The 22,579-nt window shown below is 64.0% G+C and carries 20 protein-coding genes; 5 read left to right on the top strand and 15 right to left on the bottom strand.

Annotation, left to right across the window (positions count from 1 at the left end; all coding sequences use genetic code 11):
• Window positions 1-56 precede the first annotated feature (56 nt).
• A complete protein-coding gene (locus NE591_RS08740) occupies window positions 57-938 on the top strand; it encodes a DegV family protein (protein WP_256156598.1) in 882 nt (293 codons plus the stop codon).
• A 330-nt stretch (window positions 939-1,268) separates the two neighbouring features.
• On the opposite strand, the gene efp is transcribed toward NE591_RS08740, so the two are convergent.
• Window positions 1,269-1,832 carry an elongation factor P gene (efp, locus tag NE591_RS08735; protein ID WP_114516453.1) on the bottom strand — a complete coding sequence of 188 codons (564 nt, stop codon included), beginning with the start codon at window positions 1,830-1,832 and terminating at the stop codon, window positions 1,269-1,271.
• A gap of 115 nt (window positions 1,833-1,947) precedes the next feature.
• Complete coding sequence (locus NE591_RS08730; protein ID WP_022739458.1) at window positions 1,948-3,468, bottom strand: helix-turn-helix transcriptional regulator; 1,521 nt, start codon at window positions 3,466-3,468, stop codon at window positions 1,948-1,950.
• 257 nt (window positions 3,469-3,725) lie between these two features.
• On the opposite strand from NE591_RS08730, the gene NE591_RS08725 reads away from it, so the two are divergent.
• The 4 genes from NE591_RS08725 to NE591_RS08710 all read left to right on the top strand — a co-directional run bounded on the left by NE591_RS08725 (window position 3,726) and on the right by NE591_RS08710 (window position 8,270).
• Window positions 3,726-6,212, top strand: a complete 2,487-nt coding sequence (locus NE591_RS08725) for a molybdopterin-dependent oxidoreductase (protein ID WP_022739457.1) — start codon at window positions 3,726-3,728, stop codon at window positions 6,210-6,212.
• Window positions 6,213-6,222: 10 nt separating this feature from the next.
• Window positions 6,223-6,849, top strand: a complete 627-nt coding sequence (locus NE591_RS08720; protein ID WP_022739456.1) for a DMSO/selenate family reductase complex B subunit — start codon at window positions 6,223-6,225, stop codon at window positions 6,847-6,849.
• Between the two features lie 2 nt (window positions 6,850-6,851).
• Window positions 6,852-7,457, top strand: a complete 606-nt coding sequence (gene dmsD, locus NE591_RS08715; protein WP_022739455.1) for a Tat proofreading chaperone DmsD — start codon at window positions 6,852-6,854, stop codon at window positions 7,455-7,457.
• A gap of 69 nt (window positions 7,458-7,526) precedes the next feature.
• Window positions 7,527-8,270 carry a ferric reductase-like transmembrane domain-containing protein gene (locus tag NE591_RS08710; RefSeq protein WP_022739454.1) on the top strand — a complete coding sequence of 248 codons (744 nt, stop codon included), beginning with the start codon at window positions 7,527-7,529 and terminating at the stop codon, window positions 8,268-8,270.
• A 7-nt stretch (window positions 8,271-8,277) separates the two neighbouring features.
• Here the strand turns inward: NE591_RS08710 and NE591_RS08705 are convergent, their stop codons facing one another.
• The 13 genes from NE591_RS08705 to NE591_RS08645 form a co-directional block, all read right to left on the bottom strand.
• Window positions 8,278-9,234, bottom strand: a complete 957-nt coding sequence (locus NE591_RS08705) for a YitT family protein (RefSeq protein WP_256156597.1) — start codon at window positions 9,232-9,234, stop codon at window positions 8,278-8,280.
• Window positions 9,235-9,428: 194 nt separating this feature from the next.
• Complete coding sequence (locus tag NE591_RS08700; protein WP_256156596.1) at window positions 9,429-10,574, bottom strand: Xaa-Pro peptidase family protein; 1,146 nt, start codon at window positions 10,572-10,574, stop codon at window positions 9,429-9,431.
• A 160-nt stretch (window positions 10,575-10,734) separates the two neighbouring features.
• On the bottom strand, window positions 10,735-11,166 hold the full coding sequence (gene aroQ, locus NE591_RS08695) for a type II 3-dehydroquinate dehydratase (RefSeq protein ID WP_256156607.1): 432 nt from the start codon (window positions 11,164-11,166) through the stop codon (window positions 10,735-10,737).
• 224 nt (window positions 11,167-11,390) lie between these two features.
• Window positions 11,391-12,506 carry a 3-dehydroquinate synthase gene (aroB, locus tag NE591_RS08690; RefSeq protein WP_256156595.1) on the bottom strand — a complete coding sequence of 372 codons (1,116 nt, stop codon included), beginning with the start codon at window positions 12,504-12,506 and terminating at the stop codon, window positions 11,391-11,393.
• The gene (locus tag NE591_RS08685) at window positions 12,488-13,036 is read right to left on the bottom strand and encodes a shikimate kinase (protein ID WP_173400363.1); all 549 of its coding nucleotides are present in this window, start codon (window positions 13,034-13,036) and stop codon (window positions 12,488-12,490) included. Before NE591_RS08685 ends, aroB begins: the two co-directional genes overlap by 19 nt.
• 1 nt (window position 13,037) lies before the next feature.
• On the bottom strand, window positions 13,038-14,204 hold the full coding sequence (aroC, locus tag NE591_RS08680; RefSeq protein WP_256156594.1) for a chorismate synthase: 1,167 nt from the start codon (window positions 14,202-14,204) through the stop codon (window positions 13,038-13,040).
• 131 nt (window positions 14,205-14,335) lie between these two features.
• A complete protein-coding gene (gene asnS, locus NE591_RS08675) occupies window positions 14,336-15,775 on the bottom strand; it encodes an asparagine--tRNA ligase (RefSeq protein WP_256156593.1) in 1,440 nt (479 codons plus the stop codon).
• Between the two features lie 120 nt (window positions 15,776-15,895).
• Window positions 15,896-16,825, bottom strand: coding sequence for a shikimate dehydrogenase (locus NE591_RS08670; RefSeq protein ID WP_256156592.1), 930 nt, complete (start codon window positions 16,823-16,825; stop codon window positions 15,896-15,898).
• A complete protein-coding gene (locus NE591_RS08665; protein ID WP_022739445.1) occupies window positions 16,822-17,454 on the bottom strand; it encodes a YqeG family HAD IIIA-type phosphatase in 633 nt (210 codons plus the stop codon). The genes NE591_RS08670 and NE591_RS08665 overlap by 4 nt, the downstream gene beginning before the upstream one ends.
• 30 nt (window positions 17,455-17,484) lie before the next feature.
• Window positions 17,485-18,705 carry an endolytic transglycosylase MltG gene (gene mltG, locus NE591_RS08660; protein WP_256156591.1) on the bottom strand — a complete coding sequence of 407 codons (1,221 nt, stop codon included), beginning with the start codon at window positions 18,703-18,705 and terminating at the stop codon, window positions 17,485-17,487.
• 50 nt (window positions 18,706-18,755) lie between these two features.
• Window positions 18,756-19,172, bottom strand: a complete 417-nt coding sequence (ruvX, locus tag NE591_RS08655) for a Holliday junction resolvase RuvX (RefSeq protein WP_256156590.1) — start codon at window positions 19,170-19,172, stop codon at window positions 18,756-18,758.
• 3 nt (window positions 19,173-19,175) lie between these two features.
• A complete protein-coding gene (locus NE591_RS08650) occupies window positions 19,176-20,324 on the bottom strand; it encodes a toxic anion resistance protein (RefSeq protein WP_256156589.1) in 1,149 nt (382 codons plus the stop codon).
• 144 nt (window positions 20,325-20,468) lie between these two features.
• Entirely contained in the window at window positions 20,469-22,097 is a 1,629-nt protein-coding gene (locus tag NE591_RS08645; protein ID WP_256156588.1) for a 5-bromo-4-chloroindolyl phosphate hydrolysis family protein, read from the bottom strand.
• Window positions 22,098-22,579: the final 482 nt, after the last annotated feature.

Genomic DNA, 22,579 nt, shown 5'->3' with positions numbered 1-22,579 from the left:
GCCGAGGCCCCGCGTACGGACGATAAAATAAGGGAAACGACTTCGAGGGAGGCATTGTGGCCATTCGCATCATCGTGGACTCGTCGGCGGACATGGAAGAGGGCTACGCCCGCGCCCACGACATTACCATCATCCCCATGACCATCGCATTCGGCTCCGAACAGTACGCCGAGGGCGTCGACCTTTCGCGCGAGGAATTCTTCGAGCGCCTCGTGGAAACCGACGATCTGCCCCGCACGAGCCAGATCCCTCCCATGGTGTTCCAAGACCTCTTCCAAGAGGCCGTCGACGCCGGCGACGAGGTCGTCTGCATCACGCTTTCCAGCCACATCTCCGGCACCTACCAGAGCGCCTGCATCGCCGCGGCCCCGTTCAAGGAGTCGGTCTTCGTGGTCGACAGCGAGAACGCCACCATCGGCGAGCGTATCCTCGCCGAGCGCGCCTGGGCCCTGCGCGACGAGGGGCTTTCCGCCGCCGACATCGCCTACTGCCTCAACCAGGAGAAGAAGGACATCCGGCTCGTGGCCTCCCTGGATACGCTGGAGTACCTGCGCCGCGGCGGCCGCATTTCCGGAGCGGCGGCCCTCGTGGGCGGCATGCTCTCCATCAAACCCGTGGTGGGCGTCGTCGATGGCGACGTCGTGGTGCTCGGCAAGGCGCGCGGATCGAAGCAGTCGAAGAACATGGTGTTCCAGAAGATCGACGAGGCCGGCGGCATCGACTTCACGCGGCCCATCTGGGTGGCCTACTCGGGCCTGTCCGACGCGACGGCCCGCAAGTACATCGCCGACAGCTTGGCGCAGGCGAAAGCCGCCGAGGAAGCGGCCGCCGACGAGTCCGCCGTGCCGGACGATCTGCCCCTCACGCAGGTCGGTGCCGTCATCGGCACCCACGTCGGCCCGGGCGGCGTCGCCTTCGCCTTCTTCGCCCGGGAATAGAATGGACCCGAAGGGCGCTGTCCACTCTTCCATGGAACCAGTCCAATCCTCCAGAACACTTGCATGCCCATTTTTTTCCAAGAAATTGCGTTTGTTAGCATGAAGATGGCTCACACGACCCTGTTTGGATCCTGTTTTCAGCTCATAACGGGGGGCATAACGGAGGAATTATGCCCAAATTCACTGAACTGGATGGGGGGCGCTCCGGAAATGAGCCCGCGAATGCTAACAAACGCAACATTTCGGGAAAATCGCGAGGGCATTTTGTCTGGAGCACAAAAAAGGCCTCCCCGAAGGGAGGCCCAAGATCACTGAAACGGCGGCGGAACTTTACACGCGCTTGATGACGCGGCCGTCGCGGGTGTCGATCTGCAGGACGTCGCCGATCTCGATGAACGTCGGCACCTGTACCTCCTTGCCCGTCTCCAGGGTGGCCGGCTTCAGCGTGTTGGTGGCGGTGTCGCCCTTGAAGCCCGGTTCGGTGTGGGTGACCTCGAGCTCCACGAACATCTGGGGCTCCAGGCTGATGAGCTCGTCGCCGGCGTACAGCAGTGTGGCCTCGTCGTTCTCCTTCAGCCAATCGGCCGCGGAGCCCACCATATCGGCGGAGACGGGCATCTGCTCGAACGTGCTGTTGTCCATGAACCAGTAATCGGCGCCGTCGTTGTAGAGGTACTGCATCTTCTTGGACTCAAGACGCACGGAATCGAACTTCGTGCCGGCGTTGAAGGTGTAGTCGACCACGCGGCCGGTCTTGATGTCCTTGAGCTTGGTGCGCACGAACGCGCCGCCCTTGCCCGGCTTCACATGCTGGAACTCGACGATGGTGCACATCTTGCCGTTGTTGATGATGCACATGCCGTTCTTGAAATCGGCGGTAGAAATGCTTGCCACGGATGTTTCCTTTCCTGCTCACGCGCCGCGGCAAACCCTCTGGTCGCCCGCCGCGTTTGGTTCAAACTGGTACAGTATAGCCGTCCTGCGTCCTCTTCGCAAAGAAAAATATGGGTCACTCGACGTAGCTGTTTATGAGGGCGAACAACTCTTGCTTCTTGTGAATCCCCAGTTTTGCGTAAAGGCGCCGCATGTGAGTCTTCACTGTGTTGTCAGATATGAACAACTCCCCCGCTATGGAGCTGATAGTATTTCCGCGAGCAAAGAGAAGCATGACTTCGATCTCCCGCTGGGACAGAGCGTACTTGCGCCCTATGAGATCGCAGCGAAGAGCCGTCTTATCCTCGTAGCGCGGCCGGACGATCGTCTCCTCAGAGACTGACGCAGCCCCATCGTCTTCCTCTTCAATCTCGGCAAACGGCGTGGACTGGGTCCCGCAATCGACTCGTCCGCTAGCGAGCGAGAGAAACTCGACGGGTCGGCTTTTCTCAGATTGCGAGGGATGCAGCGCTCGCGTGACGTAGAGCGCCAAGGCGAGAAAGCACACCGACCCGAGGGCGATGACGGCATAGGGGGAAACTCCGAAGGACTCGCCTGCGGGCGCGCAGGCTCCTAGGAGATACCCTACCCCCTGGGCGACCACGCACACGAGCGTCTGGAAGCTGAGACAGAACACGGGGTCAATGCCGTAGTCATGAGAAATCTGAATGGAAAGCGCCTGAACGCTCAGCGACAAGAAGCTATATGTCATGTAGAGCAACGCCGCTAGAATGACAAAGGGGATGCCAGCAGCGAATGGCAGAATTCCGAGAGCGACCACGATCAGCGGGAACGCCAGGCGAAATACGCCATCGATGTTGTACCGCACCGTCCGAAACCGCCAGAGCGCCATAAGGACGATGGGGGCGAACAGGCCCGCGAGCGCGGAACTATAGTTGATGAAGGTCATGGCCGTCGTGTCGACAGCCAGAAAGCGAACAACTCCCCCGAGAAAGGCGAAGGTGCCACAGTACAGCACGCTACGCCAGAAACTTGCGAGCCCATGGACATAGCTCACACGATTGGCGGAGAAAGAGCTCGACGCCATGGGCGAAGCGAGATCGAGTTGACGCGCTTGGACAAGAAGCAGTCCCCAGCAGACGCTCATCAGGGTAGCGGAAATAGCCAAGGTTACCGCCGCTCCTGTAAACGACTCGAAGAAAGTTCTCACAAAAAAGCTTACCACCCAGGCAAAGAGCAGGGTCATGAGGCTGCCCTCGATATCGCGCAGAGACACAACGTAGAACCACGAGAACATAAGCGTGTAAGAGCCGATCACGGGAATGGCGATGCCAAGTACCCACTGAGCCGACCCCTGCACCACCGGCAAACCAGAGACGACGAGGCTCGCAAGGGCAATAGGAGGGACTACTTGCATCCCGAAGCGCCGCAGCGATTGCCGCGACAGAGAACACCACAACATCACCGCCGCGCTCGTCACAATGCCGATGACGATCCCCATGCCATGGGAGCCGTGAAAGGAACCAGAAGGAACGGAAAGCCAGTCACTCTTCCATAAAAAGAGCGACGAAAGCGACATGGCCACGGCCATGCCGAGAGACGACGAGATGATCTTGCCCGCATCGAACAGTTTCATCGACAGTGCCCCTCCTCATCCGCGAACAGCTGAAGTCTACCAGAAAAGATAATTCCCTCTCAGCACAACCACGCCTTACACTCTCTGCTGATTCTGCGATCACCAGGCGTTTCTCAAAAAATCACGAAAAAGGTTGACACGTTTTGAATCCCTTTCACCAAAACGAGGTCTCACGATGGCCCCCTCTCTAGGCGCACACTGTCGTCAAGCGGCACAGCAGCTATTGGGACGCCGCCTAAGAGAGGAAGGAGATATCTATGACCAGAAAAGCAACGGAGAGGGCCGTCTCGCGGCGAGGCTTCATCAAGGGATCGACACTCGCGACCCTTGCAACTGCGGCCGGAGCCGGCACCGCCGCCTCCCTATTCGGCTGCGCCCCTCAGAGCGCGCAAAGCAAAGGTGAGCTCGCGCAGACGGGGTCGAATGGTGTCGTCGCCAACGAGATTCCCGAGGAGGGAGAAATCATCTGGCAGAGCTGCTGCCACTGCGGCTTTGTTGCATGCCCCCTCAAGTGCCACGTCGTAGACGGCACCCTTCGCTGGATCGACAACGACACCGACGGCGACGACGAGTTCGGCGCTGTATCGTTCCGCGCGTGCCTCAAGGCTCGTTCGGTGCGAAAATGGATCAACAGCCCCGATCGCCTCAAATACCCCATGAAACGCGTGGGCAAACGAGGAAGCGGGGAGTTCGAACGCATCAGCTGGGATGAGGCTCTCGATATCATCGCCGAGAAGTACCGCTACACCCTTGACACCTACGGTCCCGAGGCATTCTTCCTGTGCGCAACAGGAACCCGCAACTACCCCATCCAGCGCCTCTTCAATTTGACCGGCGGTCATTTGGGAACCATTAACTCGGAATCGAATGGCCAGATCGCCCAGACAGCCAACTACCTGTTCGGCTTCGACAGCCAGACATTCGATTGTGCTGGTGGTCTCGGAAGCAACACCTCGGCCATCAAAGACGCCGATTGCGGTCTGTTCTTCGGCTGCGGGTCGGGCGAATCGCGTATGTGCGGCATGGGAGAGGTCTACGAGGTGGCCAAAGCGCGCGAGGCAGGCATCCCGGTCGCCTTCGTAGATTACCGCCTGGGAGAGGGGTCATCTGGCAATCCGGACGAGTGGTTCCCCATCTACCCGGGCACCGATGGAGCTCTGGCGAGCGCTATCGCCTATGTCATTATCAGCGAGGGGAAGCACGATAAGGCCTTCTTGGACAAGTATGTCGTCGGATTTGATGCCGACACGATGCCTGAATCTGCGCCGGCAAACTCCTCCTATATGGACTATATCATGGGCACCGGCTATGACAACATTCCTAAGACCCCCGAGTGGGCCGCCCCCATCTGCGGGCTTCCCTCCGAGAAGATCACCTATCTCGCCCATTTCATCACCGACCACGAAACCTGCTTCATCACCCAAGGTTTTGGGCCGCAGCGTCGGCACAACGGCGAATGGAACGCAGCCGCCATCGCTGCCCTTCCCGTCATCACCGGCAATATCGGCCGCGAGGGCACATGCCCCGGCCTCAACGGCAAGGGCATGCAGATGAACTTCGACGGCGGTATGTGGAACTCGGTGCCCATCGGAGAGAATCCCGTCACCAAGAAGATCTCCATCTCCGGCCGGTTCAACGCTATCGACCATCCGCTCGAGATGACCGCGCTCACCGACGGCATCCAGGGCGGCGACAAGCTGGAGGTCGGCATCAAGTTCCTCGCCCTGTACGAGGCCGGCTGCTTCGGCAACTCCAGCTCCGACCTGAATTGGGCCGCGACAATCCTCGAAGACGAGAGCAAGTGCGAGTTCATCCTTGGCTGCGACGTCATCATGTCCACTTCACTGCCCTTCTGCGACATCATCTTGCCCGATCTCATGTACCAGGAACGCATGAACATGGTTTCCACCGTGACCGGCGGATCCGCTCTCGGGTTCGTCTTCGGCCGCCCTGTCCAGGAACCGCAGTTCGAATGCCGTCTCTCGTATGATTGGGTCGCCGATCTCGCCGAGCGCCTCGGGCTGCGCGACGAGTTCACCGAGGGCAAAACCTGGGAGGACTGGATGGAGACCCGCTACGAAGAGTACAGCCGTCCCTCGGCCCCCAACGGCAATGCACCGTCGTTCCAAGAGGGGCTCGAAATGGGCTTCTGGCGCGACCCGGTGCAAGCCGTTCCTTTCATCGCCCTCAAAGACTACGTCGACGACCCTGAGGGCCGCCCGCGCACGACGCCGTCGGGAAAGATCGAGTTGTACTCCGAGCGCCTGGCCACCATTCGCGACACCTGGACGTTCCACAACGGCGACCGCGACGTAGTACGTCCCGTGCCCAGCTACTTCCCCGAAATCGAGGGCGTGGCCGATATCAACGACACTTACCCGCTCTTGTTCTCCACTTGGAAGGCCAAAAACCAGTTCCACAGCCGCTACCAGGTAATCGAGGAGCTCCAGCAGGCCTGTCGCCACTGCCTGTGGATCAACCCCATCGACGCCGAATCGCGCGGCATCCAGAACGGTGACACCCTGCGCGTGTTCAACGACCGTGGCGAGGTACAGATCATGGCCCGCGTCACTTCCCGCATCATGCCCGGCGTGGTGGGAATGCCGCATGCACATCGTCGCGAAATGGTTGACGGCGTGGATATCGGCGCCAACGCCAACACACTGAGCGGCCACCATTGGTCGCCCATCTCGAAGAACTGTCCGTCGACCGGCTCCACGCTCGTCCAGGTCGAAAAGGCTTAAGGAGGAACCCATGACCCAGTACGGCTTCTATTTCGACTCGTCCCGCTGCACCGGCTGCAAGACCTGCGAGCTGGTCTGCAAGGACTACCACGACCTAGGACCCGATATCCTGTTCCGCCGCATCTACGACTTCGAGGGCGGCAGCTGGGAGAAGACCTCCGAGGGCGCTTGGAACAAGACGGCATTCAACTACCATCTGGCGATCTCCTGCAACCACTGCGACAACGCCGCCTGCGTGGAAAACTGCCCCACCGGAGCCATGCAGAAGGACGAGGAGACCGGCCTGGTGAATTCCGATCCAGAAGTCTGCATAGGCTGCGGCACCTGTCGAAACTCCTGCCCCTACGACGCCCCGCGCATCGACGCCGAACTCTCTCGCGCCCGCAAGTGCGACGGCTGTCTGGCCCGCGTGCGCAACGAGGAACAGCCCATGTGCGTAGGCGCCTGCCCACTGCGAGCCCTTGAATTCGGCCCCATTGACGAGCTGCGAGAAAAGTACGGGGACACGAGCCAAGTCGCTCCCCTTCCCGAGCCGACCACGGCACCCAACCTTGTTATCGGCTCCTGCCAAGCCATCGACTCGAACACCTACAATCTCGACGAAGGCTACATCGCCAATCCGCTGGAAGTGGAATAGTCATGAACGCGAACGTTGAGGATATCGAGCAGTGCGCCCTGCTTTTGGGCACCCTCTTCTTGGAGCGCCCGGCACTGCCCCACTGCAAGGAGATTATCCGCGGCTTGGCCGCCATGAACCTCGCCGAAGAATGGCCCTGGGGCACGGCCGAAGACTTGCATGCCGTCTCCGAGGAGCTCGCCCGAACAGGCAGAGCGGACATCCACGAGACAGACCGCGCCTACCACCGCCTTTTCGTCGGCCCCCGGAAGCTAGCGGCGCCTCCCTGGGGATCGGTGTACCTCGATTCCGAGGCGGTCGTGTTCGGCGATTCGTGCCTCGCGATCAGCCGATGGATGCGCGCCCAGGGCATCGAGCTCCACGAGGCGGAAAGCCGGGAGCCGATCGACCACATCGGACGCATGCTCGCGCTTCTCAGCTGGCTCGCCAGCAATCGCCCCGAACTCGTTGGCGAGTTTCTGGATCAGCATCTGCTTCCCTGGGCGCCGACCTATCTCGAAAAGCTCAACAGCGCAGCTGAGGGGAGCTTCTATCAAGCGCTGGCGCACCTCACCGCGATAACGCTTGCCAGCATCGAAAACGAGCTAGCGGGAACGCCCCTCTCGTAAACCGCATCGCACGGCCGGCACGCTCTGATGAGCTGTCGGCCGTCGCTTCTCGAAACCAAGGAGGCCGCCATGAACTTCCTTCTGACTTTCCCTACGACCTGCGCGGCAGTCTACCTGCTTCGAAAACCGATCAAACGCTGGCCGGTCGTCTTCTACCTCTGCGCCATCGCCCTCGATACGCTCTATCTCGCCAGCGGCTTCATTGTCCTCCCCCGCTGGCTGTGGGGAATCCTGGTGGAACTCGTACAACGATGCGAGCTTGCTCTGGCACTCTTCGCCATCGTCATGCTCATAGGATGTCTCGACAGCACCTCCCGTCTCCATCGCCGCCTCAGCCCTATTCGGGGAGAGCTATCGATCATCGCCTGGATACTCGCCATGAGCCATGTGACCGTTTATGCCGTCTCCTATCTGCCGCGACTCCTAAGTACGAACAATCTCGACGAGAACATCGTCGTCTCCATGGCTGTGGCGCTCATTCTGCTTGCACTCTTAACCGTCTTAGGGATCACGTCACTTAACGTCGTCAAACGCATTATGACTGCAACAACCTGGAATAGAGCGCAGCGGCTTTCCTATGTATTTTTCGGCCTGGTATTCTGCCATCTCGCATTCATTCTGGCGCCGGCAGCTCTGCACGGCGGAATCGCCGCGCAGCGATCGCTGCTCGTATACACCGCCCTCTTCGGAGCCTACACGATCCTGCGCATAGCAAAGGCGATCGGCAATGGCCACGCGCGACGCCAGCCACGCGTAACCCAGGTCCACCAGCCAGACTGCTTGTTCGATCCAGACGAAAAAGCCACCGCCTAGTATTTATTCACTCGGAAGTAAAGGGCCCTACCGTTTCAGCCGATGTGCAGCATTCCGACGCCGTACCAGAATCTGCGGCGCGGCGGCTGCGGGCTGCGTCGCGCAGCTTGCCGTAGAGGCCCATGTAGACGTTCACGATGACGCCGGTGAAGGCGGCGCAGACGAAGGTGCCCTCGCGCACGCCGGCCAAATGGCCCACGAACAGGAACGCGCACAGGCACGCCAAGGCCGCGCAGGCGAGATCGAAGCCCACCTTCACGGTGCCGAACCGGGCGCCCGTCTTGCGCACTACGGCCTGCACCACGGCCTCGCCGCAGTTCATGACCGTGCCCGAGACGACCGTCATCACAATGCCCAGCGCGAGAACGGCCATGCCGCCGGCGAGCCACAGCCACGAGGCGACATAACTCGTCGGCGCAGCAGGGCCGAGCAGCGCCATGAAGGTGTCAATGCACACGCCGAAGAACACCGAGATGGGAATCTGCCACAAGTCCACCAAGCGGAACTCCCGGCGAAGAAGAGCGATTTGCACCAGCACGAGAAAGCACTGCCACCCCAGCATGAACGTGCCGAAGCTCACGGCCGTGAACCCGAGGGAGAGCACGTTGGGCGTGGCGGAGATGGGCGAGTTGCCCAAATCGGCCTTCACGACGATGTCGATGCCCAGGGCCATGACCGCGATGCCCACCAGCATAAGGGCGATGCGGCCTGTCAGAAACAGGGCGGCGCGCAGGGTCATCGAGCGCTCGGCGAGAACGGCGGGCGAGCCTTCCGCAGATTTCGTCGAAAGCGAAAGACCGTCTTGAGTGTCTTGGACGCCCTCGGCCGAAGACGCAGCCTTTAAGCCACCGGCTTGCGGCGAGGGTCTGTCAGACGGATCGGCCGATACGCCCGAGCGCTCGCGCCCCATGGATTTTCCCTTGGCCCGAATCTCGCTCCCACGATTGATCTTCCGTTCCGTCATCGTCTCCTCACCGTCCTTTCCGGTATAGAAATTACCTCTGTACGGTTTCAGTTATAGCACTGAGAAAATTCTGACTCGCAGAAAATACGCGAGCACAACCACGCAAAGGTTAGATGGCGCAAACTCAACCGCTCACCGCCGACGAGCGGCATTGTATCTTTCTAGCGCACCGCCCGTACGGACGGCGCGGCATCTTAGATGACCACGAGGTCGTGGGTGGAGTTGGTGAACACGTCGAAGCCGTCGTCGGTCACGACGCCGAAGTCCTCCAAGCGCATGCCGAACTTGCCCGGCAGGTAGATACCGGGCTCCACGGTAACGACGTTGCCGGCAACGAGCGGCCGCTCGTTGCGCGGGGCGAGCACCGGCTCCTCGTGGATATCGATGCCCACGCCGTGGCCGAGGCCGTGGCCCATACGCCCGCCGAAGCCGGCCGCCGCCAGCACCTCCTCGGCCCGTTCGTGGGCCTCCTTGCCGGTGACGCCGGGGGCGAGCATGGCCTCCACGGATTCGTTGGCCTCCCGCAGCGCGTCCCATGCCGCGCGCATCTCCGGATCGGGCTCGCCGAGGAAGACCGTGCGGGTCATGTCGGAGCAGTAGCCGTAGGAGCGGGCACCGAAGTCGAGCACGACGCACTGGCCGGCCTCCAGCATGGTGGCGCCAGGGATGGCATGGGGGCTCGCGCCGTTGGGGCCCGTGGCCACGATGGAGGGGAACGCCAGGCCCTGGGCGCCGTGGCGCAGCATGAACTCCTCGAGCTCCAACTGCACTTGGCGTTCCATCATGCCCGGGCGCATATAGCGAACGATGTGCTCGAAGGCGGCGTCGGTAATGGACTGGGCGCCGCGCATCCACGCGATCTCGTAGCGGTCCTTCACCGCGCGCAGGCCCACCACGACGCCATCGGTCTCCACGAAGGGCTCCTCCGCGTCGGCTTCGGCGAACGCCTTCTGCAAGCGGCGGTACTCGGCGAGCGAGACGCCGCCCTCGATGCCCAAAAGCGCATCGGCAGCCCCGGTGGCCCGGCCTCCCCACCGCTTGGCGGCAAACTGCGCGTGGGTCTCGCGCTCGGCGCTCACTTCCAAAGGCTTGTGCCGCGCGGCGTTCTCGCAGGCCGTCACGTAGCGCGAGTCGGTATGCAGCCACGCGTGGTCGGGGCAGACATACAAAGCATGGGCCGCCTCCTCGTCGAAGACATCGTCGAAGGCGGTGAGCCACTGGATGTTCGACGTGTCGCGCACGAGAAACGCCCTCACGCCCAGCTCGGGAAACGTCTCGCGCAAGCGAGCCAGGTGCCGCTCGCAGGCCTTCGGATCGTTCAACTCGTCGAATACCGTCATTATCGTCCTTCCTCAACGATGCAAAAGCAGGCCGTTGCCGAGGTGGGGCTGCCCGCGCGCAGGTTGCACAGCGACTGGAACAGCCCAGTGGGCTGTTCCACCAAGCGAGCCATTGCTTGAGCACGGGTAGTCCCGCCTCGGTAACGGCCGGACCAGCAGGTTACTCCCCTTCCAGCAGAATATCCAGCGCGCGCAGGTAGCCCTCCTTGCCGAGGCCTTTCACCTGGGCGATGCAGGCCGGCGCGATCACCGAGTGGCGGCGAAACTCCTCGCGCTTGGAGATGTCGGAGATGTGGATCTCCACCACCGGCACGTCGATGCATTCCACCGCATCGTGCAGCGCGTAGGAGTAGTGCGTGTGGGCCCCGGGGTTGTACACGATACCATCGTAGTTGCCGTGGGCCGCATGCAGCCGATCGATGAGCGCGCCCTCGTGGTTCGACTGAAAGCAGTCGACCTCGCAGCCATGCTCGGCCCCGTAGGCACGCACCATCTCCTCGATGGCCTCAAGCGTGTCCGTGCCATAAATAGCCGGATCACGCACCCCCAACATATTCAAGTTAGGCCCATTCATGAGCAGTATCTTCTTCAACAAAGTTCGCCTCTCTCCGATCGGTCGGGGAAGGTGCTCCGCAGACCTCTGCGCGCCCCCTGGAGAACGCGGCCGTTAAGAAACAGCTTCCACTTCAGCAGCAACGATGCCGGGATGGTACCGGCTTATGTGCGTCATCTTCGCTGTTTCTTTTGCCGCGTTCGGAAGGGGATCAAGCGCGCAGCGGGCTGCGGAGCACCTTCCCCGACCGATCGCCGTCAACGTCACAAACTCTTGGAAGCCTCCCACCGGCGCAGATGCTCCAAAATCACGTCGTCAGGCACGGCCACCAGTTCCCAGTCGCCGATGTCGCGCGGCAGCACGAAGCGCACCTCGCCGGCGCGGGTCTTCTTGTCGCACTTCATGGCAGCCAGCATCTCGTCAGCCGGCGCCGACCACGCCAAAGCCGGCAGCCCGAGCCCGTCCAGAAGCTCGTCCTGGGCATCCACCAGCTCGGCCGACGTGCCCACCACATCCACGCCGAGGCGCGCCGCGAAGCGCATGCCCTCGGCCACCGCGGCCCCGTGGGAGAACGTCCCATAGCCCGCGAGCGCCTCCACCGCATGCCCCAGGGTGTGCCCGTAGTTCAGGCACTCGCGCACCCCGCGGCTCTCCGTCTTATCCTCGGCCACGACGTTAGCCTTGAACACCACCGAGCGCGCGATAGCCTCGGTGACCACCACCGGATCGCGCGCCTCCAGGGCGGCGGCGTGGTCCATCATCCAGAAGAAGAACTCGTCGGAGTCGATCACGGACGCCTTGGCGATCTCGGCGCAGCCGCAGGCCCACTCGCGCGCGTCCAGCGTGGCGAGCACCGCCGTGGAGGCGCACACGTAGGCCGGCTGCTTGAACGTGCCCACGAGGTTCTTCCCCTCGGGAAGGTTCACGCCGGTCTTGCCGCCGACCGAGGAGTCCACCATGGCCAGAAGCGAGGTGGGCACCTGCACAAACGGGATGCCCCGCATGTACGTGGAAGCGACGAACCCGGCCAGATCGCCCACGACGCCGCCGCCGAGGGCCACCACGGCGCAGTCGCGCGTGAGCCCGAGCGATGCCATGGCCGACCAGATCTCCCCGGCCACCGCGAGCGACTTCGAGTCCTCCCCCGCGGGCACGACGATATCGCTCACGCGGAAGCCCGCCGCCTTCAGCGACGACTTGGCCTCTTCCAGATACAGCGGCCCCACGTTGGAATCGGTGAGGACGAGCAGGTGCGGCGCCCGTCCCACGCCATCGAGCCGCCGCACCGACTCGCCGAGACCGCCGAGCACCGTGGCTCCGATGCGCACGTCGTAGGGCGCCTCGCCGGGGATGTTGACCACTATCTTTGTTGCGGGCACAGGATTCCCTCCTTTTCCAAAATGCGCTGCACTTCCCGCGCGATGGCCGGCACCGATTTGCCGGCGGTGCTCACGCGCACGTCGGCCACCGCCTCGTACAGCGGCAGACGCTCCTCGCAGCGGGCCCGGGCCGCTTCCAGGTTCTGGAACAAGGGCCGGGTGGACGTATCGCTGATGCGGCTGGCGGCCTCGTCGGCGGTCACTTCCAGATACACCACGAAGCCGGCCTCGCGGAAGACGTCGTGGTTGGCCGGCGTGACCACCACGCCGCCGCCGCAAGAGATGAGCAAAGGGTCGGGCTTAGCGCCCAGCTCGCGCAGCACGTCCGTCTCGATGGCGCGGAAGCCCTCCTCGCCGCCCTCGGCGAAGATCTCCTTCACCTTCTTGCCCTCGCGGCGCTCGATGTAGGTGTCCATGTCCACCGAGGCCACGCCGCACGTGCGGGCGAGGCGCCGGGCCACCGACGTCTTGCCGGCGCCCATGAACCCGACGAAAAAGACCGGGCGGGTCAGCTCCATGCGTTCTGCCATCTTAGCGCCCCATGGTGCGCAGCCGCGCCTTGTAGGCCTTGATGTTCGCTTTGATATCGGCCATGCAGGTGTCTCCGAAAGCCTCCAAGTAGGCATTCGCCAGCGCGAAGGCCACCTCGCCCTCGGCCACCACGGCCGCCGCCGGCACCGCGCACACGTCCGAGCGCTCCTTCGACGCCTCCTCCACGCAGAGCGTGTCCAGGTTCACCGTTTCCAGCGGTGTCATGAGCGTCGGGATGGGCTTCATGGCCGCCGTGATCACGAGCGGCATGCCCGTGGTCATGCCGCCTTCTAAGCCGCCGGCGTTGTTCGACGTACGGCGGAACTCGCCGTCGGCGAGCACGATGGGGTCGTGCACCTGCGACCCGGGACGCGCGGCCGCCTGAAACCCGAGGCCGAATTCCACGCCCTTGATGGCGGGGATGGAAAAGAGCGCCGCGCCCAGCCGCGAGGTGAGCCGATCGGCGCCCGTGGCGTAGGTGCCGAGCCCCGGCGCAAGCCCGCAGACTACGATGCGGAAGGTGCCGCCCAAGCTCTCGCCGTCGGACTTCGCGCGGTCGATGGCCTTCTTCATGGCGATGGTCGCCTTCGCGTCCGGGCAGCGCATCTCCGAAAGCTCGATGTCGAGCGGCTTGTGCTCGGCTGCATCGGCCATCGTCTCCTCGGGCATGGCCGCATCTCCCACCGACACCACGTACGACATCACTTCCACGCCGAGCGCCGCCAGAAACTCGCGCGCCACGCCGGCCGCGGCCACCCGGGCCGCCGTCTCCCGGGCGCTCGCGCGCTCCAGGATGTTGCGGCAGTCATCGGTGTTCGTGCGCAGGGCGCCCACCAAGTCGGCATGCCCCGGCCGGGGCGTCACCTCGCGCACCAAGTCGCGCGGTACCTCGCCGAAGGCGGCCATGCGCTCCGTCCAGTTCTCCCAATCGCGGTTGGCCACCTCAAGCGCGATGGGACTGCCGATAGTGCGACCGAAGCGGATGCCGCTCGTGACGCGCACCGTATCCTTCTCGATGGCCATGCGGCCGCCGCGCCCGTAGCCGGCCTGGCGGCGAGCCAGATCGGAGTTGATGTGATCGACGGACACGGGCAGGCCGGCCGGCACGCCCGTCACGATGGCCGTAAGATTCGGCCCGTGACTTTCTCCGGCAGTGATGTATTCCATAGACGCAGCTTTCTCGCAGGGCGCGCCGACAGAGGGCGCCCGAGACAGATCGGCACCCATTGTAGCGCACGCAGAGGCACCCGACCGTTTCGGGACGGTAAAGTGCGGGCGGAAGCGGCCCCTGAGCCCTCTTAGAACTCGGCGTTGCCCACCGTGCGCGGGTGCGGGATGACGTCGCGGATATTGCTCACGCCCGTGAGGTACATCACCAAGCGCTCGAACCCGAGCCCGAAGCCCGCGTGCTGGCAGGTGCCGAAACGGCGCAAGTCCAGATACGCCCGGTACTGCTCGGCGTCCATGTCCAGCTCGGCGATGCGCCGCTCGAGCACTTCCAGGCGCTCCTCGCGCTGGGAGCCGCCCACGATTTCCCCGATGCCCGGCACGAGGCAGTCCATGGCGGCCACGGTGCGCCCGTCGTCGTTCAGGCGCATGTAGAAGGCCTTGATGCCGACGGGATAGTCGATCACGAACGTCGGGCGGCCGAAGTGCTCCTCGGTGAGGAACCGCTCGTGCTCGGTCTGCAAGTCGATGCCCCATTCAACGGGATACTCGAAGGCGCGCCCGGCCGCTTGCGCCGCGAGCAAGATGTCGATGGCCTCGGTGTAGGTGACGCGCGCAAAGTCGGAGGAGGCCACATGGTCCAGGCGCTCGAGTAGCCCCTTGTCGACGAACTTGTTCAACATGGCCAGCTCGTCGGGGCAGCGCTCCATCACGTCGCGGATGACGTACTTGAGCATGCTCTCGGCCAGTTCCATATCGTCCTCAAGGTCGGCGAAGGCAATCTCGGGCTCCACCATCCAGAACTCGGCGGCATGGCGCGCCGTGTTGGAGTTCTCCGCGCGGAAGGTGGGGCCGAACGTGTACACATCCCCGAAGGCCATGGCGAAGTTCTCGGCGTTCAGCTGGCCGGACACGGTGAGCGAGGCAGGCTTGCCGAAGAAGTCGGCGCTCCAATCCACCTCGCCGGCCACAAGCGCGCCGTCCGAGGCCGCGGCAGCCTCCTCGCTCACGAGCGGTGCCTGGGCCGGGTCGATGGTGGTCACGCGGAACATCTCGCCGGCCCCCTCGCAGTCGCTCGCCGTGATGATGGGCGTGTGCACGTAGACGAACCCGCGGTCTTGGAAGAAGCGGTGGATGGAGGCGGCGGCCACCGAGCGGATGCGGAACACGGCGCGGAACAGGTTCGTGCGCGGCCGCAGATGCTGCTGGGTGCGCAGAAACTCCGGCGTGGCGCGCTTCTTCTGCAGCGGGTAGTCGGGAGCCGAGGCGCCCTCGACGCGAATGCTCTCGGCGGCAAGCTCGAAGGGCTGCGGGGCGTCCGGCGTCAGCTTCAACACGCCTTCGCACACGAGAGCCGCCGACACGTTCTGGTGCGCAATCTCGTCGTAGTTTTCCAGCGTCGCGCGGTCCATGACCACTTGCAAGTCCTTGAAGCAGCTGCCGTCGTTCAACGTGACGAAGCCGAAGTTCTTCATATCGCGGACTGACTTGACCCAACCGGCAACGGTGACGGTCTTCCCGGCGAAGGCGTCGGCATCGGCGTAGAGCTGGGCGATCTTAGTGCGGTTCATTATGGCGCGACCTTTCGAGCTAGGGTGTTTTCCATTGCCGCTATGATAGCAGGACAGCGCCGCGCCGCCTATGGGGCCAAAGGCATCTCGGCCGCCAAATCCCCGCGCGCCCGAGGGGCCTTAGGCGAGATTAAACCCGGCCGCCTGGGCCATAAGGGCGAACAGCTCGTCCTCGGGGATGTCGAGGGCCGTCTCGCCGGTGATGTCGCGCAGGATGCCCACCGTGACCACGGCCTGGCCGACGAGCATGCCGGCACCGTCGAAAAACCGGCACCCCGCCGCCCGGGCCGCCCGGGCCAGCGCCGTCTCGCCGTGGCCGTACACCACGTCGAACACCGTCTGGCCCGCGCTCAGAAGCGCCGTGTCGAAGGGGGCAGGGTCGCCCGCCTTCATGCCGAGCGGCGTGGCGTCGATGATGATGTCCGCGCCCGCGATGGCCTGCCGCGACGTGGCGTAGCTGCCGAACTTGAAGCCCACCTGCTTGTACACCTCGGAAAAGCTCAGGTGCCCTTCCTTGAAGGCGGGCATGTCCACCACCCGTCCGACCATCGCCCCCAGCTCGTCGGCGTAGGTGCGCATGACGTTGCGGGCCTTGGCCTTGTCGCGGCCGATGAGGATCACTTCATCCGGCCCCGCCTGGGCCACGGCGTGCAGGATGGAGAGGGAGGTCGGCCCCGTGCCGCAAACGACGACGGACGCGCCGCGAAAATCGACGCCGGCCCGTTCCAAATAGGCCACGCAGCCCTGGCCGTCGGTGTTGTAGGCGATAAGGGCCCCGTCCTTGTTCACGAGCACGTTGGCCCCGTGGGCGAGCGTGGCCGAGGCGGCCCGCACATCGGCGGCAGCGAACGCCTCGGGCTTATAGGGCGTGGTGATGTTGATGGAAAGGAAGTCGCGAGCCGCAAGGAACGCCTCGGCCTCGGGCGCCGTCGGCACATCCATGAGACCGTAATGCCAGGGCAGCCCCGCCTTCTCGTAGACGGCATTGTACATGACCGGCGACTTCGAATGGCTCACCGGGTGCCCCAGCACATACAGCTTCTCGCTCACAGCGATTCCCTTCCCGTTTCGCGCGAGGCCCCTTCGACCCCGCGCTGCGCGCCCTGCCCGAAGCGGCGCGGGGCGCTTCCTTGTCCGCGGCGCGCCGCGGAACGGCTCGCCTCGCATTCCGCGATATTGATTGCCGGCTCCGGCTTGCGATCTCCCAAAATAGCCCGCTCGACGTTGCGCAGCAGCAGCGTGTGGGGCAGATCCTGCTCGACCAACGGCTGCAGCATATAGGCCTTCATGCCCGTCAGATGGGCTCCCAGCACATCGGTCGCCAGCTGATCGCCAACAACGACCGTGTCGGCGGCGGCTCCCCCGATCTTCCGCCGAGCCGCGAGAAACGCCGGCGGCAGCGGCTTTAAGGCCTTGGCCACGATGGGCAGCTCCAGCTCGCCGGCGAATCGGTACACGTCGGCATGCCAGTTGTTCGAGAGCAAACAGAAGCTCACCCCGGCCTCCCGCGCCCGACCGAGCCACATCCCCACATCGCGCGGCACGCATCCCGTATCCCGGGCGCGCACGGTATTGTCGATATCGAGCAGCACATGAGTCAGGCCGCACCCGAGCAAATCGCGCTCGATATCGATGGCGCTGATGCGCGAGAAATAGCGATCGGGGGTGAGAAGCGCCATGGGTCGCACCTGAAGACCGAAAGGGCGCCCTTAGGCGGCCGCGCCTTCACCGGCTGCAGCATCGCCCGACCCGTCGGCGCCACCAGCGTTGGAATTATCGGCGATGGCCTGCTGATGCTCCTCGTAGGTCTTGCTGAACGCCGCCTGCATGTTGCCGTCGGCATCGGGATAGAAGTAGAAGAACATGTCCTCGGTTTGGGTCGGCTCGCACACGGCGGTGAGGCTCTCGAGGCCCGGCGAGCAGATGGGCGTCGGCGGCAGGCCCGCATTCGCGTAGGTGCTGTAGGGCGTCTCGGCGTGCACCTCCTCGGCCGTGGGCTCGCGGCCCACCTCGTAGGCCGTGGTGGCGTCGGATTCCAGGTAGGGCCGATCGGAGGCGAGGCGGTTGTAGAACACCCCGGCCACATGATCGCGCACCTCCTGGTCGCCGGTGGACTCCTTGGCGACGATGGAGGCCAGGTTCACCGCCTGGTACAGCGTGAGCCCCTGGCTCGCCGGGTAGCTGTTGGCGAAGTCGCCGAAGATGCTGGCGGTCTCCGTGCCGAACTGGTCGAGCATCATGCGCACGACGGCCTCGGCATCCATGTCCTCGGTCACGGCGTAGGTCTTGGGGAACAGGAAGCCCTCCAGCGAGTTCTCGCCGGCGCTTTCCAGAAACGCGTAGTCGGCCGCATAGGCGCTCGCGTTCTCGGAAGCGGCGAGGAAGGCCTCGGCGGTGATGCGGCCGCCCGTGGCGCTCGCCACCAGCTCGGACAGCTCCGCACGGGTGATGTCCTCGGGCACGGCGAGCGTGTCGCCCACCTGGGCGGGGCCGGCCATGATGGCGCGCACCAGCTCCTCGGGGGTGCTGCCGCCCTGGAAGGTGTAGGTGCCGGGAATGAGCGCCGAGGCGGCTTCCAGGCGCGTGACCTCGTCGGTGAACTCCCGCGAGCTGCCGATGAGGCGCGCGGCCACCAGCGCATCGCCGATGGAGGAGGCGGTCTCCCCTTCCGTGATGGTCACCTCTGCTGACTGGCCCGGCGCGAGCAGCTCCACTTGCGAGCCGGCGCAGCCGCGGAAGGCGAAGAAGCACACGGCCGCAATGACGACGACGGCCACGATGCCCAAGCAAATGAAGGGCGCCGGCGACTTCTTCGGCATGATGGCGCTCGTGTCGTAGGTACGGAACTCCCGATCCCCCTTGGCGTGCGCCGCCCGGGCGGCGCGAGAGGAGTGGGACGAATAGGTGACCTTCTTGCCATGGAGAGCCAAGGTGCGGCCTTTCTCTACGAAACGGCCCGGCGATTAGCCCCGCGAATACCTCAAGCGCGGGCACGCTCGTCGAGCCAAGATTGCAAAAACAGACTTGCGGCTATCATATCAACCTTGCCGCGCATCTCCTTCTCAGTCAGACCCTTTTCACGCAAACTCCGCTTGGCCTCGGCCGAGCTGAGCCGTTCATCTGCGAAAACGTGGGGAATGCCGCAGGCGCCGCTGATGCGCGCGGCCTCCTTGCGAATGCGGGCCGCCTGGGGGCCCTCCTCGCCGGCGAGCGTGCAGGGCAGCCCGCAGACGAGCAGCTCCGGCTCCCAGTCCTCCAGAAGTCGGCGGAAGGGCTTGGCGCAACCGGTCACCTCGGCGGCGGGCATCACGCACACCGGACTTGCCACGCGCTCGCCCGGGTCGCTCACCGCCACCCCCACGCGCACTTCCCCGATATCCAGCGCCATCACGCGCACGGGCTACTTCACCTCCAGCAGTTTCTGGCGCAGCTCGGCTTCCATGCGGCGCATCTCCACCTCAGCCTCGGCGCGCTTGGCGCGGCCCTCGGCCTGGATCTTCATTACCTCGTCGAAGGTCTGGATGAGGTTCTCGTTGGTGGCCTTCAACGTCTCGATGTCCACAATGCCGCGCTCGGACTCGCGGGCCACCTCCACGGTGGAAGCTTTCAACTTCTCGGCGTTCTTGCGCAGAAGCTCGTTGGTCATGTCGGTGACGGCGGATTGGGCTTTGAGCGCCGCCTCGTTGTTGGCGAGCCCCAGCGCCAGCAGCATCTGGCTCTTCCACAGAGGAATGGTGTTCACGAGCGTCGTCTGGATCTTCTCGATCATGAGCATCTCGTTGTTCTGCACGAGACGGATCTGCGGCGCCATCTGCATGGCCACAGTGCGGGATAAATCCAAGTCCGACAGCTTCTTCTCGAAGCGGTTGCACGCAGCGGCGAGTTTCTGCACCGCCTCGGCGTCCTCGGTGGAACCGGAGGCCTGAGCCTTGGCGGACAGCTCGGCCAGCTCGCCCTCGCGCACCTCGGCCAGGCGCTGACGGCCGGCCAGAAGGTACATGGTCAGCTCCTTGAAGTAGGTGAGGTTCAGCTCGTAGAGCTTGTCGAGCGTGGCCGCGTCCTTCATGAGCTGCACCTGATGGCCCTCGAGGGTCTTGGCGATCTTGTCGACATTGGCCTCGGCGGTGTCGTAGCGGGCCTTGAGCGACGTGATTTTGTTCGCCGACTTCTTGAACAGGCCGAAGAAGCCCTTGTCGTCGTCATCCACGTCGAAGTTCTTGAGCTCGGTCACTACCCCGGCGATAAGATCGCCCGCCTCGCCCAAATCCTGGGTGCGCACCTTCGCGAGCGCCGTCTCGGAGAACGACGCCATCTTCTTCTGGGCGCCGGCGCCGAAGGTGAGCACCTGCTGGGAGTTCGCGATGTCGATCTGCTGGGCGAAGGCGTCCACCTGGGCCAGCTCTTCGGCGGAAAGCGAGTCGGCGAGGCTGGGCGCGGCGGGCGGGTCCACCTCGATGATGGAGGCCTCGGCCACCTCGCCGTCGCTTACGGGATCGAGCGTGAGCGTCGGGGCGGGAATGTTCGTGAGATCGGTCAGTTCGTTGGTCATGGGGCATCCTTTCTAAGATGAGGCGAGTTAGTCGGTCAGGTCAAGCGGGAAAGCGCGAAGGCGGGAGCGCAGCTAAGGCCCTCTTCGGGCATTCGCGGCAGGCGCGCTCGAAATGCCGGAGGCGGCCACGCGCGACACAATCGTTTACGGCTTCACATCGAAGGGGCCTTCCGTGAGTCCCTCTTGGGCGAGCATGGCGTGCAGCACCGAGATGTCGGCGGACACATCGAGGGAGAGGTCTTGGTACGTATCGTCGAAGAGCTTCTCGAAAGCGCTGTGCAGCACTTCCAACGTATGCTCGATCTCGCTGCGCGAGCTGGAGATATTCTCGCCCTGAATAGGTTCCTCCTCCAACCGGTCGTAGGCATCGAGCAGCTTCACCGTGGTGGGCAGGTAGTACGCGGTCAGGCGGTCGAGCCCGGCGATGACGGCCGGCTCTTCCTCGGCGCGGGCGAGAATGCGGCCCACCACGTCCTGAATGGCCGTAATGCGCTCGCTCACCGCGGCGTCGTCGATGGCGGCGTTCAGCTCGTCCATCTGGCGCACGTAGTCGCGGCCGCGGGCGACAAAGGCGCGCTGCTCGGGCGTCAGGCGCTCGGAGATATCCTGCTCGTGGGCCGCCCGCGCCGCCGCCTCAGCTGCCCGGGCCGCCTCGGCCGCCTCGCGCTCGGCGAGCGTCTGGCGCTGGCTCTGCTGGAACTGACGATACTGGCGGTAGGCGTTCTCGGTTACCATGAGGGTGGTGTTCTCGTCGTCGATGCGCCCCTCGGGGAGGTAGCCGCGACTGATCAGGGTTCTGGCAGTAGCGAGAAGCGCCTTGGGGTTCAACTGCATACGACGAGAAAGTTCGCCCATTGCGCAGACCTCGCGCTCGCCGAAGATACCCCGAAGAGCCTTCAGCCTACCTCCCAACTGCAGCCGTCGGATACCCGCAATAAGCGACCATGCCGACACACCCAACCCGGCAATAAACAGCGCTTCTCCAATGACAGCGCCCACACTAAACACCGGCGTCGTCGCAATGCCAATGATCGACAAAAGAGCAAACATAAACGTGCCCGCGCCACCCGCAGCCGTCATGACGGCGCCCGACGCCGTCAGCCCCCACGACGAGCGGAAGCGCTTCTTTGCCTTGGCCAGCGGCGCCCACTGTTGGGCCTGCTGGGCCGCGGAGGTCACCGCCTGTTGAAAACCCTGGGGAACGCCACCTGTCGGCGCGCCCTGGGACGCCCCGTAGCCCGGTTGCCCGTAACGCTGCTGCCCGTAGGCTTGCTGAGCCGCCCGGCGCTGCGCCTCTTCCTGGACCTTGCGCGCCTTCTTCTCGCGCTTGCGCTTCTCCTGCAGCTCCTTATGGGCCTTCAGGTTCTTCTCGGGCGACTGCCCTAGCGCCTCGGCGGCCTCGTTCACCCCTTGGTCGACGATGCGGGCGAACTGCGAGAACGCCTTGTCAACCGACCGGCACATCTTCTGGAAATCCTTGGCCGACATGCCGGGAATGGGGCTGTCCGAAGGTCCGACCGACCAGGAGCCGGCGCCCGGCGCGTCCGGCGCCGGCTTCGCGCCCTGGGGGCGCCCCTTCGCATTCCCGTCGGCGCTGTCCCGCCGGGCGCTCCGCTGCTGCTCTTGGAAATCTTCGGGCATCTCGTAGACGTACTCGGGGCCGAGTTGCTGCGGCCCGGTCTGCTGCGGCCCGGCCTGCTGCGACTCGCCCTGGGGTCTCCCCCAGCTGTCGTACGGCCTCTGGCCGCCCGTTCCCGGACTCTGCGGATTCATGGAACAACCCCTAACGCGCCCGCGCAGCCAGCGGATCGCATCAAAGCCGCCGAACCGCGCATCTCTTATTTCCCCGTCATCTTACCACGCTCCCGCGACCTCGTTCCCCACCCGCACGGAATGCGCACCACCTTTAAGTTTCCCAAGCACGAAGAGCGACCGACGGGGAACAACATAAGGACGCCAGCCGCCGCCTGCGGAACCCGTTATATTCCAAAACGCCCCAGTCGGTTGACGAACAAGGAGGGTTCTGCACGAGATCTCGAGTTATAAGCGTCACCAAGAAGCGATAGCTCTTATAGGCTATTGTTATTCGATATATTATTGTCAAAATGCCGCTTCCCAAACTTCCCGAGGGGGGTGCGGACTCCAAGTTGGACACCCAGGTGTCCGGAAGGGAGTTCGAATGTACGACAAGAGGGCCAAGCAGGATGCGCTGGATCTGTGGTTCTCGATGCCCGGCGAGATGTCCGTGGATGACT

Source organism: Adlercreutzia sp. DFI.6.23, from assembly GCF_024462535.1.
GTDB classification, from domain to species: Bacteria; Actinomycetota; Coriobacteriia; order Coriobacteriales; family Eggerthellaceae; genus Adlercreutzia; species Adlercreutzia rubneri.
Note: the sequence above shows the minus strand (reverse complement) of the source record. Positions and strands in the feature narration are given on the sequence as shown.

Bases quoted from the DNA above. Each gene is read 5' to 3' on its own strand.
- NE591_RS08730 (WP_022739458.1), bottom strand. From the start codon at position 3,468: ATGAAACTGTTCGATGCGGGCAAGATCATCTCGTCGTCTCTCGGCATG.
- NE591_RS08725 (WP_022739457.1), top strand. From the start codon at position 3,726: ATGACCAGAAAAGCAACGGAGAGGGCCGTCTCGCGGCGAGGCTTCATC.
- NE591_RS08720 (WP_022739456.1), top strand. From the start codon at position 6,223: ATGACCCAGTACGGCTTCTATTTCGACTCGTCCCGCTGCACCGGCTGC.
- dmsD (WP_022739455.1), top strand. From the start codon at position 6,852: ATGAACGCGAACGTTGAGGATATCGAGCAGTGCGCCCTGCTTTTGGGC.
- NE591_RS08710 (WP_022739454.1), top strand. From the start codon at position 7,527: ATGAACTTCCTTCTGACTTTCCCTACGACCTGCGCGGCAGTCTACCTG.
- NE591_RS08705 (WP_256156597.1), bottom strand. From the start codon at position 9,234: ATGACGGAACGGAAGATCAATCGTGGGAGCGAGATTCGGGCCAAGGGA.
- NE591_RS08700 (WP_256156596.1), bottom strand. From the start codon at position 10,574: ATGACGGTATTCGACGAGTTGAACGATCCGAAGGCCTGCGAGCGGCAC.
- NE591_RS08685 (WP_173400363.1), bottom strand. From the start codon at position 13,036: ATGGCAGAACGCATGGAGCTGACCCGCCCGGTCTTTTTCGTCGGGTTC.
- aroC (WP_256156594.1), bottom strand. From the start codon at position 14,204: ATGGAATACATCACTGCCGGAGAAAGTCACGGGCCGAATCTTACGGCC.
- asnS (WP_256156593.1), bottom strand. From the start codon at position 15,775: ATGAACCGCACTAAGATCGCCCAGCTCTACGCCGATGCCGACGCCTTC.
- NE591_RS08665 (WP_022739445.1), bottom strand. From the start codon at position 17,454: ATGGCGCTTCTCACCCCCGATCGCTATTTCTCGCGCATCAGCGCCATC.
- NE591_RS08650 (WP_256156589.1), bottom strand. From the start codon at position 20,324: ATGACCAACGAACTGACCGATCTCACGAACATTCCCGCCCCGACGCTC.
- NE591_RS08645 (WP_256156588.1), bottom strand. From the start codon at position 22,097: ATGAATCCGCAGAGTCCGGGAACGGGCGGCCAGAGGCCGTACGACAGC.